The sequence below is a fragment of the Spirosoma arcticum genome (assembly GCF_054779955.1).
In genome coordinates, this window is sequence record NZ_BAAGXG010000008.1 from 277,973 (window position 1) to 294,278 (window position 16,306).

Here is a 16,306-nt window from a genome sequence, read left to right on the forward strand (position 1 = left end):
GTCAAGTCAGATGAAGATTCAAATCAACTCAAAAATTCAGTATGCTGCAACCCGGAGAAAAAGCCCCCGCCTTTACGCTGTTCAACAGCGAGAAAAAAGAAGTATCGTTGACTGATTACAGTGGTAGAAGCGTAATCGTTTTGTTTTTCCCGATGGCATTCACCAGCGTCTGCACCGCCGAACTTTGCGAAATGCGTGATAACATCAGCACGTACGCGGCTCTGAACGCCGATATTCTGGCTATTTCGGTTGATTCGCCGTTTACGCTGGCCGTTTTTAAAGAACAGGAAAAGCTGCCGTTCGATCTGCTGTCGGACTTCAACAAAGAAACGTCGGTTGCCTACGATACGCTCTATGAGACATTTGCCATGAACATGCGGGGCGTCAGCAAGCGGTCCGCGTTCGTCGTTGACGGAAACGGCGTTATCCAGTACGCCGAAGTACTCGACAACGCGGGCGAGGTGCCCAATTTCACCGCTATCCGGGAAACGCTCAAGAAGATTAAATGATGAATTATGACCGGGTCGCCGGAGCGATGATAAACGATGAATTATTGGCACTGATAAGCATTCATCGTTTATCATCGCTCCGGCGACCCGGTCATAATTCATCATCCCCTACATGTGGTATCACGATTTCTTTCATGGGTTGCCGCAGGACGCCTGGCGGGCTGCCCAAACCGACGAGCAGACGCAGCTTGACCTCGAATTACTGGTCGAAACGCTCGAATTTGGTCCCGGTGACCGGCTGCTGGATGTGTTTTGCGGGTACGGCCGTCATGCGCTGCCGCTGGCCCGGCTGGGTGCCCGCGTAACCGGCGTCGACCTATCGGTGGAATACATTGACGACCTGCGGGCAGCGAGTGGAAAATTGCCGATAACCGCTGTTCTGGGCGATTTTCTGCAATTGACCAACGAGGATCTGGGGGGCGACGTGTCGTTTGACGCGGGGTACTGTCTGGGCAATAGCTTCAGTTTCTTCCCCCGGCCGGATATGCTGTCGTTTCTAACGCGAATTGGCTCATTGCTAAAGCCCGGTGGCCGATTCCTGGCCCATTCGGAGATGATTGCCGAATCGGTCCTGCCCGATTACCAGGCCCGCAACTGGCAACCCATTTGCAACGACGATGGAGAGTCAATTCTATTCCTGGTTGAGAACGAATACGACTCACTCGAAAGCCGGATTGATTCCCACCTGACCTACGTGCGCAATGGAACTGTGCAAACCCGCCTGGCACAGCATTACGTCTACACGCTGGCCGAGCTGATCCGATTGTTCAACGAAGCGGGATTTGGCGTAGAATCCTGTTACGGCAGTGTCGACGGCAGTCCCTACGTGCTTGGCGATGAGGCCGTGTGGTTAATAGCTCATAAGGCCTGATTAGGAGTTACGAGGGACATAGTGATGTAGTAATACCACTAAATAGATATATAAAGTTAGCATAATAGGTGACTCTGCTCTATTATAGGTCGTGCGAACGATTCTATTGTAAATTTCTTATAATTTTTGATTCATATTTAGAGAGTTTCATCATAAATACGTAGTTTTCAGGCGATTTAACACCGTTAACTTTTTGCTGGGCCCTGTATCTATGGAAGCCATTGAACGTAAACCCCGCTCTCGAGAACATACTCGGGCCGGAATTATAGGAACGGCAAAAGATATTGCCCGCCGGGAGGGTTGGCAGGCTGTTTCGATTCGAAAGATTGCCGATGCCATTGAGTATAGTGCCCCCATCGTTTATGAATATTTCGATAGCAAAGATGTACTGCTGAACGAGATTCGGAGCGAAGGGTTCCGGTATCTGCATCAGGAGTACAACCGCATCATCAAGCTATACCGCGACCCCGAAAAGCGCCTGTACGAAATCTCGCTGATTCAATGGGAGTTCTCGCGGGATCATCCCGAAATCTACCAGGTTATGTACAACCTCGACGGTGCGTACTGCACTGTGCCCGTGTACCAGTCCGACGACATGCAGGCCGTTAGCGATGCCGTTTGTCAAATTATTTTCTCCTTCATCCCTAAGTCAAAAGAAAGCATTCAGCGATTATATTTTGAGTGGTGGTCTTTATCGCACGGCATGATTATGCTGGCTATGCTACTCAAAGACCAGCAATCCCTCGATAAGTCACAACAGATTTACGGCGAAACAATCCGCCAGTTTGTCCGCAGACTGCGGTAGTTCTAATGTATAATGGTCAATGCATAATGTAAAATGAACAGGGGTACATAACCTCGTTTGGGGCCGCCCACGGTCCCGCTCCGGCGTACCGGTCGTTGCGGTGCGGTTCATTTTACATTGACCATTACTCATTAAGTATGAAAAAGCCCAAAATTATTTACGTCTACGATGCGCTCTGTGGCTGGTGCTACGGATTCAGTCCCGTTATTCGTCAGTTTCACCAGCAGTATGCCGATGTGTTCGAGTTCGACGTGTTGAGCGGTGGTATGATGACGGGTGCCCGTGCCAAGCCCATCTCCGAGTCTATGGCTTACATTGAGCAGGCTTACAAGGTTGTGGAGGTTCGCACCGGCGTCCGGTTTGGGGACGACTACCTGACTAAGATCCTCCGGCCTGGCACCTACGTTTCGGACTCCGAGAAACCGGGTATGGCCATGACGCTCATTAAATCAATTCTGCCCGGAATTGCCGTTGAGTTCGCCGGTACGCTGCAAAACGCGCTCTATCGCGACGGTATCGACCTGAACGATGACGCGGTCTACGGCCCGCTCGTTGAGCCGTTTGGCATTGATCCCGACGATTTTGTGGCGCACCTGTCCGACCGGGCCATTAAGGAGCAGACCTGGGCGGAGTTCAGTGTCGTGTCGCAGTACGGCATCAACGGCTTCCCAACGGTGATTGCCGACGTTGGTGACAACCTGTATGCGCTGTCGCGGGGGTACGTCCCGTATGAGCAACTGAACGAATCCGCGAAGACGATTCTCCAGATGGGACGGGCGTAATTAGTTCCCAACGCTGAAGCGGTGGGCTGATACAGAGAAACCGTCCGGGGATTCGCCCTGCTTGTATTAGCCCACCGCTTTAGCGTTGGGAACCGGTATAATCAATTACACACGAATGCACATTGCCATCATTGGTGCCACGGGAATGCTGGGTCAGCCGGTGGCGCACGAGCTCATCTGGGCGGGTAATCAGGTGCGCCTGATTGCCCGCGACGTTGCGAAAACGAAAGCGTTGTTCCCGCATGTTAAGGTCGTGACCGGCGATCTGCACGACAAAGCCAGTTTGGTGGAAGCGCTGCAGGGCATCGATAGTATTTATCTCAACTTGTCGATCAGGCAGACCGAAAAGCTGACCGATTTTCATACGGAAGCGGAAGGATTGGCGAACCTGATCGAGGTAGCCCGGCAGGTAGGCGTTCGGCGCATTGGTTACTTGTCGTCGCTGGTGATGCGCTATCAGGGCATGAACGGTTTCGACTGGTGGGTATTTCGGGTGAAGCACGAAGCCGTGCGGATGATTAAAGCATCCGGCATCCCGTACAGCATCTTTTACCCGTCGAACTTTATGGAGTCCCTGAACGGCACGCAACGGCTGGGCCGGTTCGTGTTGCTGGTGGGTCGGTCCAGCGTACGGCCGTGGTATATTTCGGCGCATGACTACGGCAAGCAGGTAGCCCGCGCGTTTGAGCAGGCGCAGACTGAAAATCAGGAATACGTGATTCAGGGGCCGGAAGCCATCACTCAGCACGAAGCCGCCCGTCGGTTCGTAGCGGGTTACACCGACGAGAAGTTATCTGTACTGACCGCGCCCCCACTTCTGATGCAGCTTGGACGCCCGTTCTCGGCTCAGGCCGACTACGGGTGGCACATCACCAAGGCGCTCAACAACTACCCCGAGCAGTTTGACGCTGAGCGCACCTGGGCCGAACTGGGCAAGCCCAGGACAACGGTGGAAATTTTTGCACGGGGATAATTTAAGGGTCCCACCGGTTTCCAACGCTGAAGCGGTGGGCTGATACAGACAGGACGGAAACCTAACTTACTGATATGAATGGGATGAATATCAGGATAGCTGATTTTTATCAGCCCATCGCTTCTGCGTTGGGACTCCAAATCAAAACAGCCCCTCTACCGACAGATAGCGTTCGCCGGTGTCGTAGCAAAACGTAAGAATGCGGCTTCCCTGAGGCAGTTCCGGTAATTTTTTGGCGATGGCCGCCAGCGACGCCCCCGACGATACGCCAATGAACGTGCCCTCTTCCCGCGCCGACCGACGGGCCATATCATACGCTTCGTCTTTGCTGACCTGAATGGTTCCGTCGAGGACGTCGGTGTGCAGGTTTGCGGGGATGAAGCCCGCCCCAATGCCCTGGAGTGGGTGCGGCCCCGGTGCGCCCCCGCTAATCACGGGCGATAGTTCCGGCTCAACGGCGTAGACTTTCAAATTCGGGAAATGCTGCTTTAGCACTTGGCCCACGGCCGTGATGTGGCCACCCGTGCCGACGCCCGTAATCAGCACATCGAAACCTTCGGGGAAATCATCTAAAATCTCCTGCGCCGTCGTGCGGACGTGTACATCGATGTTGGCCGGGTTCTCAAACTGATGCGGCATCCACGCGCCGGGCGTTTGAGCAACTAATTCGTGCGCACGCTCAATAGCACCTTTCATACCTTTTTCGCGGGGCGTCAGGTCAAATTCGGCTCCGTAGGCCGCCATAATCTTGCGCCGTTCGATACTCATCGACTCCGGCATGACGAGCGTAATTGGGTATCCTTTCACGGCCGCTACCATGGCCAGACCGATGCCGGTATTACCCGACGTTGGCTCAATGATGGTGCTGCCGGGCTGGAGCGAACCATCGGCTTCGGCGGCTTCGATCATGGCCAGCGCAATGCGGTCTTTGATGCTCGCGCCGGGGTTGGCCCGTTCCAATTTGTTCCAGACTTCGTAACCTGGGAAGAGCCGGTTGATGCGCACGAGGGGCGTCCGGCCAATGGTCTCTAAAATGCTGTTGGCTTTCATAGGTAAGGGAGTATCCAGTCAATGAGTCAATCAGTTGGTCAGTCAAACAGGCGTCAGCACTTACTGACTCACCGACTGCTATATCACAAAATTGATGGGTTCGTTTTCTTCCAGCGACTTGAGCCGTACGTCGGTTTGGTGCTGGTTGAACACGAGTGAATGCGGTTCGACACTGCTGGTGAGCCATACGTTGCCGCCAATGACCGAGTCGTGCCCAACAACGGTATGACCGCCCAAGATGGTGGCATTGGCGTAAATGACGACGTTATTTTCAATGGTTGGGTGGCGTTTTTTCTGCGCCATCGACTTCGCCACGTGCGTTGCGCCGAGGGTTACGCCCTGGTAGATTTTTACATTATCGCCAATAATGGTCGTCTCGCCGATGACGACGCCCGTGCCGTGGTCGATAAAAAACGAACCCCCAATTTGGGCACCGGGGTGAATGTCGATGCCGGTTTGGCCGTGGGCGTATTCGGTCAGCATTCGGGGCAGCAGGGGAACATTCAGCCGGAGTAATTCGTGAGCGATGCGGTAAACGGCAATGGCGTAGAAACCGGGATACAGGGCAATGACCTCTTCAAGCCCAACGGCCGCCGGATCGTTGTCGGCTATGGCGTGGGCGTCAAGTAGCAGGGTGTCGTAGATGGCAGGTAGCTGCTCAAAAAAACGGTCGGCAATAATGTTTGGCGATTCGGTCAGGTTGTTCTCTAAGGGCCGAAACAAACCAATTAATTGATCGTTTAACTTTCGGTAGGTCTCTTCCACGTTTTGGGAGGCCGACTGGCAATCCTGCGTTACGGGGAAGAGCAGCCGCATAAGTTGGTCAATAAACCGGCCGGCGTCGGGCCGGGAGGGGAGCCGGTAGCGGTACTGCGCCCGCTGAGCCAGCAGATGGTCGAGAAAAGAGGTGTTGGTACTGGTCATACGATAGGCTAAACAACTGAGAATTTCGATAAACGGATAGTGGAACGCTCACCCCGATGTGTGGAAACACGACACCAGCTCTTGTTTCGTTCGTACAATAGATTCGATGTGAAACGACCCTGAATCGTTGATTTTGAAACAAAAAGCAGGCCGCAAAGTTCGGGGGCGGCATCTGGAACCTTATTTGTATCGTAAATTAAGCATACTAATCTAATGAACCGACTAATCATGTTAGGTAAAGCACTCATCACGTTTGTTCTTTCATTGGCCGCTACATCGGGGGTTGCGCTACTGCTGTCGTTTGCCTGCCAGCGTACCGATCAGTCAGCGTCGGCTATGGTACCGGACTCGGTAGCAAACGGTGCTGCTGCGCCACTGGCGCTGAAAGTGGTGAACGCCTACCCAAAGCTGACGTTCAGCGCTCCGGTCGAATATACGCACGCCAACGACGGCACCAACCGGGTATTTGTGGTCGAGCAGAACGGTCGAATCCGGGTGTTCGACAATAACGAAAACGCTACATCGGCCGGTACGTACCTCGATATACGCAACAAAGTTGAGTATGGCGGGGAGATGGGCCTGCTGGGGTTGGCTTTTCACCCAAAATTTAAAGAAAACGGCTTTTTTTACGTCAACTACACGAAAGGCAATCCGCTCGAAACCGTCGTGAGCCGATTCAAAGTCTCATCGGCCAGTGCGTCGGAAGTAGATCCGGCATCGGAGGTAGTCTTATTCAAATTCAGTCAGCCCTATTCAAATCACAACGGGGGCAAGGTGCTGTTTGGACCTGATGGCTACCTGTACGTGTCGACCGGCGACGGGGGCAGTGCCAACGATCCGCAGGATAACGGTCAGGATCTCGGTAGTTGGCTCGGTAAGATTCTGCGCGTTGACGTGAACAGTACCGAAAAAGGCAATTATGGTATCCCGGCTGACAATCCGTTCAAGGGTAATAAAGACGGACTACGTGAAGAAGTTTTTGCGTATGGACTGCGTAATCCGTGGCGCGTCAGCTTCGACGAAAAAGGCCAGCTATGGGCGGGCGACGTGGGACAAAATAAACTTGAAGAGGTCGACATCATTACGAAAGGCGGTAACTACGGCTGGCGCGTCAAAGAAGGTAAGGCGCCATTCAAAAGCAGCGCAAAAGGTGACGCTGGCACCGCGATTGACCCCATCTGGGAGTACACGCATGACAACGGCGACGTCTCGATTACGGGTGGACTTGTGTACCGGGGGCAGGCCAATCCGGCCCTGCGTGGCAAGTATGTGTATGCCGACTTTGCCAGTGGACGCGTTTGGGCACTCACTCAGAGTGGCGCAAAAGCAAGTAATAATCAGGAAATTGTCAGGCAGGCGGGGTCGATCTCGGCTTTTGGTGAAGACCAGAAAAACGAAATGTACCTCTGCGACCTTGGTTCGGGTAAAATCCTGAAACTGGCGGCAAACTAATTCGCCCTGTCACTGAAAACGTGTTTAGCCCGTCGCTTGAGCGACGGGCTTTTTTTGGCCGAAACCCGTACCTTGGTGCATTAAAGAACAGGGCATGACCACTACGTTTTTTGATTCTCCATTGGGCATCGTGCGCATAACCGGCGACGAATCGGGCGTTTCGGTTATCTCCTGCACGGATGTTCCACCGTGCGAAAGTTCATTATCAACCCGACTGGATAATAAACCGGCCGAACCGGTTCGCCAGGCCGTTGAGCAACTCACTGACTACTTCGCCGGAACGCGCCAAACGTTCGACTTTCCACTATCGCCCGTTGGTACGGCGTTTCAGCAAACCGTCTGGCGGGCGCTGCTGACGGTTCCATTCGGTACGACGCTGTCTTATCTGACCCTGTCCCGGCAGTTGGGCGACGAGAAAGCAATTCGGGCGGTGGCTGCTGCTAACGGCCGGAATCCGCTTTGGATTGTCGTGCCCTGCCACCGTATCATCGGGACTAACGGGTCGCTGACGGGCTATGCGGGTGGGCTGTGGCGCAAGCAATGGCTGCTGGAACACGAGGGCGCTTTGCCGGGCGCGAAAACCGGACAAATGAGCTTATTTTAAGGGGTAATTAGTTGGTTATCCGCGCACGGGTTTTTACCTTTCGTCCGTACCAAACGTCGATTTCTATGCTTCCTAACCACCTGGTTCGTTCGTTGACTAACGCCCTCACCGGCTTGATCGTGCTGGTTTGCCTAAGCCTGTTTCTGCTCGTTACGTCGGCATTTTTATACCCTGACGATGTGCCCGTGAACAACGGTTGGGAAGGAATCAATACAATCGTAGCAACGTCGGTCAAATCAGCCCCGCTGACCGAGCAGCAAGTACTCGGCAAGCAATTGTTCGACAACAACTGCGCCCAGTGCCATGCTGTAACGGAGGAGATTGTGGTGGGGCCGGGACTGAAAGGAATAACGAACCGAACACCCGGTGAAGCGTGGTTAGTGCAGTGGGTCCGTAATTCGCAGGCGGTTGTGGCATCGGGTGATCCGTACGCGGTGCAGATATACAACAAATTCCAGAAGATACCCATGTCGAGTTTTACGAACCTGACCGATGCCGACATCAAGGCTATTCTGGCGTATGTGGATGCCCCACCGACCGTAGCTCCCTGAGTCAGGATTCATAGTAGAAAATGGCGAAGAAGACAGCCATTGCCAGGCAGATAACGATACTCCAGATCGGAAAAAACAGAGCAACAACTGCGGCTCCGCCGTAGAGCAGCGGCCCCAGCAGATAGCCCCTTCGTATCCCTGAATAATTGACCCTTTTCGCGCCGGAGCCGTTGACCAAGCCACGACGGAGGGCCGAATACCATAATAAATTGAAGGCAACCGCCAGCAACAGGTACGTTCCCGAATAAACAAAAGCGACCGTCGGGGCAGCGTCGGAGAGAACGTAGCGCGAGAGAAGCGAGGTCGGAAACGGAATGAACGTAACTAGCAGTAGCAACAGCCCGTTCACGAACATAAAGGCCCGGTCGGTGCGGTGGATGAGTTTGAACAGGTAGTGGTGGTTGACCCAGATGATGAGAATGGTGAGAAAACTGCTTAGAAAACCGAGGTAGGCAGGCCATTGACTTAGCAGTTGTTGGCGCAATTGCGGGTCGGTAACGGTGTCGGCGTTTAGATTGGGAACTTTCAGGTCGAGCACCAGCAGCGTAACAGCAATGGCAAAGACACCGTCGCTGAAGGCTTCGAGTCGGGCGGTGTTGGACGATTCGGCGGACATGACACGAGCAGGATTTTTGACAAACCTACGCACGTATGCCCTTATCTGTCTACAATCTCATCCTGTTCCGTACTTTTGTGATATGGAAAAAACCAGCATGGAGCGGTCCAACGGTTCGGTGCGCGGCCGGTCCGCCGATGCGGTGGATGTACCCCGCATAGATAAACCCGGTACGGATCGGTCCGACGATTCGGTGCGAGGCATGGAAATACTGAAAAGTGACCGGCTTACCCACCTGAAATACGACATCCGGGGGCCGGTGTACGAAAAAGCCCTCGAACTCGAAAGTCAGGGCTACAAAATCATTAGCCTCAACATCGGCAACCCGGCCACTTTTGGCTTCGATGCGCCTGATGAAATTGTCCATGACATTATTCTCAACATCCGCAACGCGCAGGGCTACGCCGACTCGCGGGGGCTGTTTGCGGCCCGCAAAGCGGTGATGCACCACACGCAGAATATTGGCCTGCCGGGCATCACGATCAACGACATTTACATCGGCAATGGCGTCAGCGAGTTGATTATGCTGACGATGCAGGCGCTGCTTAACGAAGGCGACGAGGTACTCATTCCCGCGCCTGATTATCCGCTCTGGACGGCGTCGGTGGCGTTTTGTGGTGGTAAGCCCGTGCATTACGTCTGCGATGAGGCTACCGACTGGAACCCCGCCCTTGCCGATCTCGAACAGAAAATTACGCCCCGGACGCGGGCTGTCGTAGTTATCAATCCCAATAATCCCACCGGCGCGGTCTATTCAAAATCGGTGCTGGAAGGTATTGCCCGCATCGCCGAAAAACACAAACTGATTGTATTCTCCGACGAAATTTACGACCGAATTCTCTACGACGGAGCCGTGCATTACCCCATTGCCAAAATGGTCAACGAAACGCTCTGCATCACGATGGGCGGGCTGTCGAAGAACTACCGGGCGGCTGGTTTTCGGGGGGGGTGGCTTATTCTGAGCGGGGCGCGGCACCGGGCCAAATCCTACATCGAAGGGCTGACGCTGCTGGCGTCTATGCGGCTCTGCGCCAACGTGCCCACACAATACGCGATTCAAACGGCGCTCGGCGGCTATCAAAGCATCAACGACCTGGTGATTCCGGCCGGGCGGTTGCACAAGCAGATGATGCTGGCCTACAAGCGCATGGTGGCCATTCCGGGTATCTCATGCGTGAAGCCCAAGGGGGCCTTGTATATCTTCCCAAAAATTGACCTGAGCCAGTTCCGCTTCGCCGACGATGATGAATTTGTGCTTGATCTGCTAACGGAACAAAAAGTGCTCGTGGTGGCGGGCAGCGGCTTCAACTACACCACCAACGATCATTTCCGCATTGTCTGCCTCCCCACAGTCGACGAACTAAACGTCGCGCTGGACCGCATCGAAGCGTTTCTGGAAAGCCGGAGAGTGGATGTAATGATGAATGATGAATGATGAATGATGAATGATGAATTATTTTTTGCAGAATCATTCATCATTCATCATTCATCATTCATCATTATTTTACCTACCCGGCGCTGATGCCGTCCGCCTTCAAATTCGGTGGTCAGAAAAAGGCGCACACTTTCCAGTGCGTCATTGAGCGAGATGAAGCGTTCGGGCAGGCAGAGGACATTGGCGTCGTTGTGCTGGCGGGTCAGTTCGGCGATGGCGGGCTGCCACACGAGCGCGGCCCGGATGCCGGGGTGCTTGTTGGCCGTCATCGAAACGCCCTGCCCGCTGCCGCACACCAGAATACCCCGGTCGGCCTGCCCACTCTCAACTGCCGACGCGACGGGGTGCGCAAAATCAGCGTAGTCGGCTGAGTCGGCGGAGTACGTTCCGAAATCGGTCACGGTGTAGCCGTTCGTTTCCAACCAGTTCTTAACGTGCTCTTTGTGGGTAAAACCGGCGTGGTCGGCACCAATCGCAATGTGGTGGGGCATGATCGAGTGGGAAAAAGAGGTGTTTGGCCGAACTGTACCGGCAAACTTACGAAAAAGCGTGACTGTCTGGCCGGGGTTGGCTGGCCTGTTTCGGACCCAGGATAAAACGAGGTGTTCTTTCTCCGCAGCCCGGCAGATTTTTTGTTTCTTGTGCGTAAACCAACGATCACCCAACTATGCTCACGAAAGCAATTGCCCTTTCCCTGTTGGCGGCTACCCTCCTCATTAGCTGCAAAAAGAGCGACGAAGTCGTTGCGCTGAATCCCGACCTCACCATCGGCCTGACGGGTACCTACCCACTGACATATTACCGGGAGGGACCGATTTTTAGCAACCTGCCGACCAATGGCGTATCAGGTCAAATCGACGTAACAAAGGTTGATTTGACCCATATTGAGGTAAAACTGACAATGACCGAAGCGGGCGTGAGTCAGCTATACAGTACGAACGATTTTGAGCTAAGCCGCGACTCAGGCAATCCCGATCAGTATACGGTTTCTACGGCCGGGAAGAACGTCGGCATCATCAGTCCGACCTACATCGACGTAAGTACCAGCTCGCCCGATGGCACGGTGACGCAGGTCAAGGCAAAACGGTAAGCAATGAAAAAACAGCAATAAAAAACGTCCGGCTCCGAAGACCGGGCGTTTTTTATTGCTTATTGCGTAGTATGGTCAGGCATGAAGGGCCGGAAAATTCAGAAACGTTTTAGCCCAACTATTCGTTATTCTATTCCGCCTGAAGAAATGCCCGAACGTTAGAACTGATTTTCGGAGTTGACGACCACAGTAGGCGGGTCAATAATCAATCAAGTGAGTCCGCATCGCGCCCACTGCTATTTATAGTACCATACATGGAAGCAACTAAAGAGAACCTTCAACGCTCGGAAGCCCAAAGCACCGAACGCATTACCCAGGATTTACTCAAACGCGACGAGTTACTCCTGACCCCCGACGAGCAGCGTATTAAAGAAGCGTTCCAGGACCATAACTGGAACGAGATCAAAACCGCCGACTCGTGGGTGATTTTTAAAGTGATGGCCGAGTTTGTCGAAGGGTTCGACAAGTTGGCCAAAATCGGTCCCTGCGTATCCATCTTCGGGTCGGCCCGCACCAAGCCCGACAATCCGTATTACAAAATGACCGAAGAGATTGCGGCCAAATTGGTGCGGCACGGTTACGGCGTCATCACCGGGGGTGGACCGGGCATTATGGAAGCGGGTAACAAAGGCGCGTTTGAACAGGGTGGCAAGTCGGTCGGCCTGAACATTACGCTGCCCTTCGAGCAACACAGCAACCTGTACATCGACCCCGACAAGAGCATCAACTTCGACTTTTTCTTTGTCCGCAAAGTAATGTTCGTCAAGTACGCACAGGGGTTTGTGGTCATGCCCGGCGGCATGGGAACGCTCGACGAGCTGTTTGAAGCTATGACTCTGATTCAGACCCGCAAAATCGCCCGCTTCCCCATCGTGCTCGTGGGCCGGTCTTACTGGCAGGGACTTATCGACTGGATCACCGACGTGATGCTGGGGCAGGAGCACAACATCAATCCCGAAGATATGAAACTCATCAGCATTGTCGACACGCCCACCGAGGCCGTGAAAGTCATTGATGAGTTTTACAACAAGTACCTGCTCAAGCCTAACTTTTAAGGTTATTTTCGGAAGCAGCGTTCTAAATTTACGTTGTTTTGTCGCCGGGTAATGATCTGCGTTGCCTGGCGGCTTCGTTTCTATCAACGCTGTGTCGCACTACTATGCGATCCTGATTATGAAAAACGGTCTGCTTGCACTGATTCGGACGGGTACGGTTTCGTTCGTACTTATAGTATTCGTTGCTACGTGTGGCGTGAAGGAGAAGTCCATCGTAAACCCGCTGCCAATCGTGCCGTACGTTCCAGGGCCGTTTACGTTTGAGGTGCCAACGGCGCAATCCCCCTGGCTGAGCAACAACCCGACCGTAATCAATAACCGGGTGGTTGGCCAGACGTCGATTCAGGAATCTACCATCCTGCGGCTGGAAGTGCGTAAGGAATATGGGGCATCCATCCAGATTTACGACAAGCTCACCAACCAGCCCCTTATTAACTTCAACGACCTCGGCCGCGAATCCGGGATGAGTTCGTACGGGGGACCGCGCAGCTTTGCCGATGATTCGCCCCGCTGGAAAGGCATCGGCTACAACCCGCTTCAGGCCGGTGACGACGGGGGTAATGCCTCGCCCATTCTCTTCCATGGCTTTGTCAACGGCTGGATCTATACCAAAGCGCAGTGCCTGTCGTGGCCGCATCAGAACGCCCGGCGGTTGCCGCTTTTCTATGAGCAGTGGGTGCGCGTCGACAGTAATAAAGTGCACGTTAACGTCCGGCTAACGCATCAGCGGCCCGACAAAACGTTCTACGGCCCCGAAACCCAGGAGTGGCCCATGATGATGATTAATGGTGCCCGAAACGTTCATTTCTACAACGGTATGGCTCCCTATACCAACGACCCGACGACCGTGACGGATGGCGTGGAAGCCCGCAACGGAGACGGGACCATTTTGCCCCACCAACGAACCACGTTTTGTATTACGGAACCCTGGCAGGGCGTCGAAATTGGCACCAACGCGGGTGAGCCTCGCCTGATTGGCCTGTACACACCCGGCTATTACCGCGCTAACTACAACGTCGATGCCATTCAGGCGCGGGAGACCGGGGAAGGCAGCAATACCAATACCTACACGGCCAACCTGCCCATGGCTCACTTAGACAGCGATAATACCTGGCACCGGTCCTACACCTACATCCTCGGCTCAGAGTCCGAAATTCGCCGGTACGTGTACGCTCAAGAGCGGTCACCCATTCCCGATTTTGTGTTCAGCAAGGCCAACGGGCGCAATGGCTGGGTTATCTTCGATGGCGGCACCGATCAGAAGGAACCGTTCTCGACCGACAACTGGCGGGTTACGGTGGCGGGCAAAGCAGATAATGGCCCCGTCAACGCCTACCATACCAAACTCATGTCGCCCTACGGCAACTGGAAGGCAGGTGACATCAAAACGATTTACATTCGTATGGCCTACACCGGGCCGTCGGGTGCTGGTTCCGAGTTCCCGCTGCGGTTGTCGTGGTTGCTCAATGGGCAAAATCCTGACGGACTCGATGGCGCGTATCCCCGGCAGAACGTGATCCGGTTTCCGCGGGGTGCCCGCGATTCGTTTGCGCAATCCGTCAATTTCATGGCTATCAACGACGGACAGTTTCATACTTATAAAATCAACGTGGGCGACAATCCGCTGTGGACGGGGATTATTCAGCAGCTCGAAATTGCCCACGCAGCCGCCCCCGCGTTCGTGGCACCGGGCGAAGTGCTGACCGTGCAATACATTGGCGCCCGCGACCCCGATGCGTGAACAGGCAACCACCTGACGAAGGTATTGCTACATTTGGAAAAAAATCCTTTGTTTCGCGTGATGAATCAGCTTAGTCGTCCTGCTCTTGCCACCGCCCAATTTGATGCGAATCGGATTGGGTATTTTTTTATTGCATTGCCCCTGTTGGTCCACGTCTGGATGGTATACCGGTTCACGACCAACATGCCGTATTTAGATGACTACACCTTTATTGTCGATGCGTTAAACATTAAAACGGCTAATCTGACGGCCCCGCAGTTACTAAAAGCAATTTTCTACCCCCACGGCGAACACGTGATTGCTTTTGCCCGCCTGACGGCAATGATCGACTATTTGCTCGAAGGCGAACTGAACTTCCGTACCCTGTTTTTCGTCGGTAACGCAACCTTACTGGGTACGGCCTGGCTGCTATATCGAATGGCCCGGCGGGGCGGATTGTCCGTTTGGCAGACGCTGCCCATTTTCTACCTGCTGTTCCAGCCGCAATACTACGAGAATACCTTTACCTGGGCGATTTGTACGTTACAGCACATACCCGCCCTGTTTTTTGCGTTTGGGGCGTTCTATTTGCTGGCCCAATCGTCGGAACGATCCTTTCTGTTTAGCTTACCACTCGCTTTTCTGGGCACCTTCTCCAACGGCAACGGATTAGCGGTTCTGGTGGTTGGTTTGGTGGTTGCAGCGCTTCGCCGACAACCGAAGCAAGTCATCGTCTGGCTGTTGTTTTCGGCCCTGTGCGGCTGGCTGTACTATTATCTATCCCAGTTCTCGGCCGCTGCCCCCGTTTCGGGCAACATTGCCCATCCGTTGCGGGTGCTGGGGGGCTTCTTTCTGATGAGTGGTTCCATGGGTTTGCTCTTCACCCGCTCCCTAACTGGATTGAGTTTGCTTGGTATCGCGCTGACTGCAGTATGGGCAGTGGTGATTAGTACCACGCTGATTCGTCAGGTTGGCTATGGGCACTGGCTGCAACGATTACCCACCCGTTTACAGCGACTATTGAACAAGTGGTCGGTTTCAACGGTCCGGCCGGTTTCACTGGTCCTGATTGCGTGTTATTTGTACCTGGCCATCACGATAATTGGCATTGCCTTTGCCAGGGGACGGGGCTGGCACTATGGCCTGATATTGCCGCGCTTCATCTGGTTTACCACCGTAGCCGTCGTCGTTGGCTACCTGCTGGTCATGCTCTGGATGCAGTCTGCCTACCGCACCCGGATTGGCTGGGGAGTCCTTGGCTTCAGTCTGCTATTCAATGGTGCGTCCTACTGGTTAACAACCGGTGAGATGCTGGCCGTTCGAGGGTCTCTGCTAAGCGATTGTTACAACTGGCCAAAGGAGAAACTGCTCATTACGCTACCAACCAACAGCCGGGGGAGCGATTCATTCTATGCCACGCTGATGACGGCCGCCATTCGGGAAGACGTTTACCGGATGCCGCCTGCTCCAATAGTCATCAACTCAGCCGATAAGGACCCATCAGTGACTACGACCTTGCCGACGTTGATTGAGAAAGACAGTAGTTTTGTGTTAGATGACCGGCACTATCGCTATCTGACCATTTCGGACAATGCACTGCCGAAGCGTCCATTCACAAGCAACGAAGCGTATTTCCTCCTGCGTGCTGGTCAACATACGTATGTGTGGCCCATCAACCAAAGCGATACAAAACTGGCGCAGTTCTTACTAACAGGCCACTCTCCCCGAAATGGCTCGGTAGCCGTCCTGATGGCCGACCTGTTGCCACTGGCTACTTACCAGCCTGGCATTTGTTACGCCCAAAATGGTCAGTGGATAACCGCCTACAGCACTCAGCGATTGGAAATAAGTACAGTGAGTCAGTAGGCC

At 53.9% G+C, this 16,306-nt stretch carries 17 protein-coding genes; 13 read left to right on the forward strand and 4 right to left on the reverse strand.

Annotated features, from left to right (window positions below; genetic code table 11):
* The first annotated feature begins 41 nt into the window (after nt 1–41).
* The 5 genes from ACYVHB_RS19595 (at nt 42) to ACYVHB_RS19615 (ending at nt 3,940) form a co-directional block, all read left to right on the forward strand.
* The gene (locus ACYVHB_RS19595) at nt 42–509 is read left to right on the forward strand and encodes a redoxin domain-containing protein (RefSeq protein ID WP_461053475.1); all 468 of its coding nucleotides are present in this window, start codon (nt 42–44) and stop codon (nt 507–509) included.
* 112 nt (nt 510–621) lie between these two features.
* Entirely contained in the window at nt 622–1,380 is a 759-nt protein-coding gene (locus tag ACYVHB_RS19600) for an SAM-dependent methyltransferase (protein WP_461053476.1), read from the forward strand.
* A 211-nt stretch (nt 1,381–1,591) separates the two neighbouring features.
* Entirely contained in the window at nt 1,592–2,185 is a 594-nt protein-coding gene (locus tag ACYVHB_RS19605) for a TetR/AcrR family transcriptional regulator (RefSeq protein ID WP_461053477.1), read from the forward strand.
* Nucleotides 2,186–2,322: 137 nt separating this feature from the next.
* Entirely contained in the window at nt 2,323–2,967 is a 645-nt protein-coding gene (locus ACYVHB_RS19610) for a DsbA family protein (RefSeq protein WP_461053478.1), read from the forward strand.
* Between the two features lie 115 nt (nt 2,968–3,082).
* Nucleotides 3,083–3,940, forward strand: coding sequence for an SDR family oxidoreductase (locus ACYVHB_RS19615; RefSeq protein ID WP_461053479.1), 858 nt, complete (start codon nt 3,083–3,085; stop codon nt 3,938–3,940).
* A 141-nt stretch (nt 3,941–4,081) separates the two neighbouring features.
* Here ACYVHB_RS19615 and cysK read toward each other — a convergent pair whose 3' ends face one another.
* Nucleotides 4,082–4,990 (reverse strand): cysteine synthase A, encoded by a 909-nt coding sequence (gene cysK / locus ACYVHB_RS19620; protein ID WP_461053480.1) that lies wholly within the window; start codon nt 4,988–4,990, stop codon nt 4,082–4,084.
* 78 nt (nt 4,991–5,068) lie between these two features.
* Nucleotides 5,069–5,914 carry a serine O-acetyltransferase EpsC gene (gene epsC / locus ACYVHB_RS19625; protein ID WP_461053481.1) on the reverse strand — a complete coding sequence of 282 codons (846 nt, stop codon included), beginning with the start codon at nt 5,912–5,914 and terminating at the stop codon, nt 5,069–5,071.
* Nucleotides 5,915–6,127: 213 nt separating this feature from the next.
* Between epsC and ACYVHB_RS19630 the strand changes: the two genes are divergently transcribed.
* The 3 genes from ACYVHB_RS19630 to ACYVHB_RS19640 all read left to right on the forward strand — a co-directional run bounded on the left by ACYVHB_RS19630 (nt 6,128) and on the right by ACYVHB_RS19640 (nt 8,521).
* On the forward strand, nt 6,128–7,366 hold the full coding sequence (locus ACYVHB_RS19630) for a PQQ-dependent sugar dehydrogenase (protein WP_461053482.1): 1,239 nt from the start codon (nt 6,128–6,130) through the stop codon (nt 7,364–7,366).
* 94 nt (nt 7,367–7,460) lie between these two features.
* Entirely contained in the window at nt 7,461–7,970 is a 510-nt protein-coding gene (locus tag ACYVHB_RS19635; RefSeq protein WP_461053483.1) for a methylated-DNA--[protein]-cysteine S-methyltransferase, read from the forward strand.
* 65 nt (nt 7,971–8,035) lie between these two features.
* Nucleotides 8,036–8,521, forward strand: coding sequence for a c-type cytochrome (locus ACYVHB_RS19640; RefSeq protein ID WP_461053484.1), 486 nt, complete (start codon nt 8,036–8,038; stop codon nt 8,519–8,521).
* 1 nt (nt 8,522) lies between these two features.
* On the opposite strand, the gene ACYVHB_RS19645 is transcribed toward ACYVHB_RS19640, so the two are convergent.
* A complete protein-coding gene (locus ACYVHB_RS19645) occupies nt 8,523–9,137 on the reverse strand; it encodes a TMEM175 family protein (RefSeq protein WP_461053485.1) in 615 nt (204 codons plus the stop codon).
* A 202-nt stretch (nt 9,138–9,339) separates the two neighbouring features.
* Here ACYVHB_RS19645 and ACYVHB_RS19650 point away from each other — a divergent pair, with 202 nt between their 5' ends.
* The gene (locus tag ACYVHB_RS19650; protein ID WP_461053569.1) at nt 9,340–10,572 is read left to right on the forward strand and encodes a pyridoxal phosphate-dependent aminotransferase; all 1,233 of its coding nucleotides are present in this window, start codon (nt 9,340–9,342) and stop codon (nt 10,570–10,572) included.
* 47 nt (nt 10,573–10,619) lie between these two features.
* Here the strand turns inward: ACYVHB_RS19650 and rpiB are convergent, their stop codons facing one another.
* Entirely contained in the window at nt 10,620–11,063 is a 444-nt protein-coding gene (rpiB, locus tag ACYVHB_RS19655) for a ribose 5-phosphate isomerase B (protein WP_461053486.1), read from the reverse strand.
* Nucleotides 11,064–11,239: 176 nt separating this feature from the next.
* On the opposite strand from rpiB, the gene ACYVHB_RS19660 reads away from it, so the two are divergent.
* The 4 genes from ACYVHB_RS19660 (at nt 11,240) to ACYVHB_RS19675 (ending at nt 16,303) form a co-directional block, all read left to right on the forward strand.
* On the forward strand, nt 11,240–11,662 hold the full coding sequence (locus ACYVHB_RS19660) for a hypothetical protein (protein WP_461053487.1): 423 nt from the start codon (nt 11,240–11,242) through the stop codon (nt 11,660–11,662).
* A 254-nt stretch (nt 11,663–11,916) separates the two neighbouring features.
* Nucleotides 11,917–12,717 (forward strand): LOG family protein, encoded by an 801-nt coding sequence (locus tag ACYVHB_RS19665; RefSeq protein ID WP_461053488.1) that lies wholly within the window; start codon nt 11,917–11,919, stop codon nt 12,715–12,717.
* Between the two features lie 91 nt (nt 12,718–12,808).
* On the forward strand, nt 12,809–14,458 hold the full coding sequence (locus ACYVHB_RS19670) for a hypothetical protein (RefSeq protein WP_461053489.1): 1,650 nt from the start codon (nt 12,809–12,811) through the stop codon (nt 14,456–14,458).
* A gap of 60 nt (nt 14,459–14,518) precedes the next feature.
* Nucleotides 14,519–16,303: a hypothetical protein gene (locus ACYVHB_RS19675; RefSeq protein WP_461053490.1), complete on the forward strand. Its 1,785-nt coding sequence runs from the start codon at nt 14,519–14,521 to the stop codon at nt 16,301–16,303.
* The last annotated feature ends 3 nt before the right edge of the window (nt 16,304–16,306 follow it).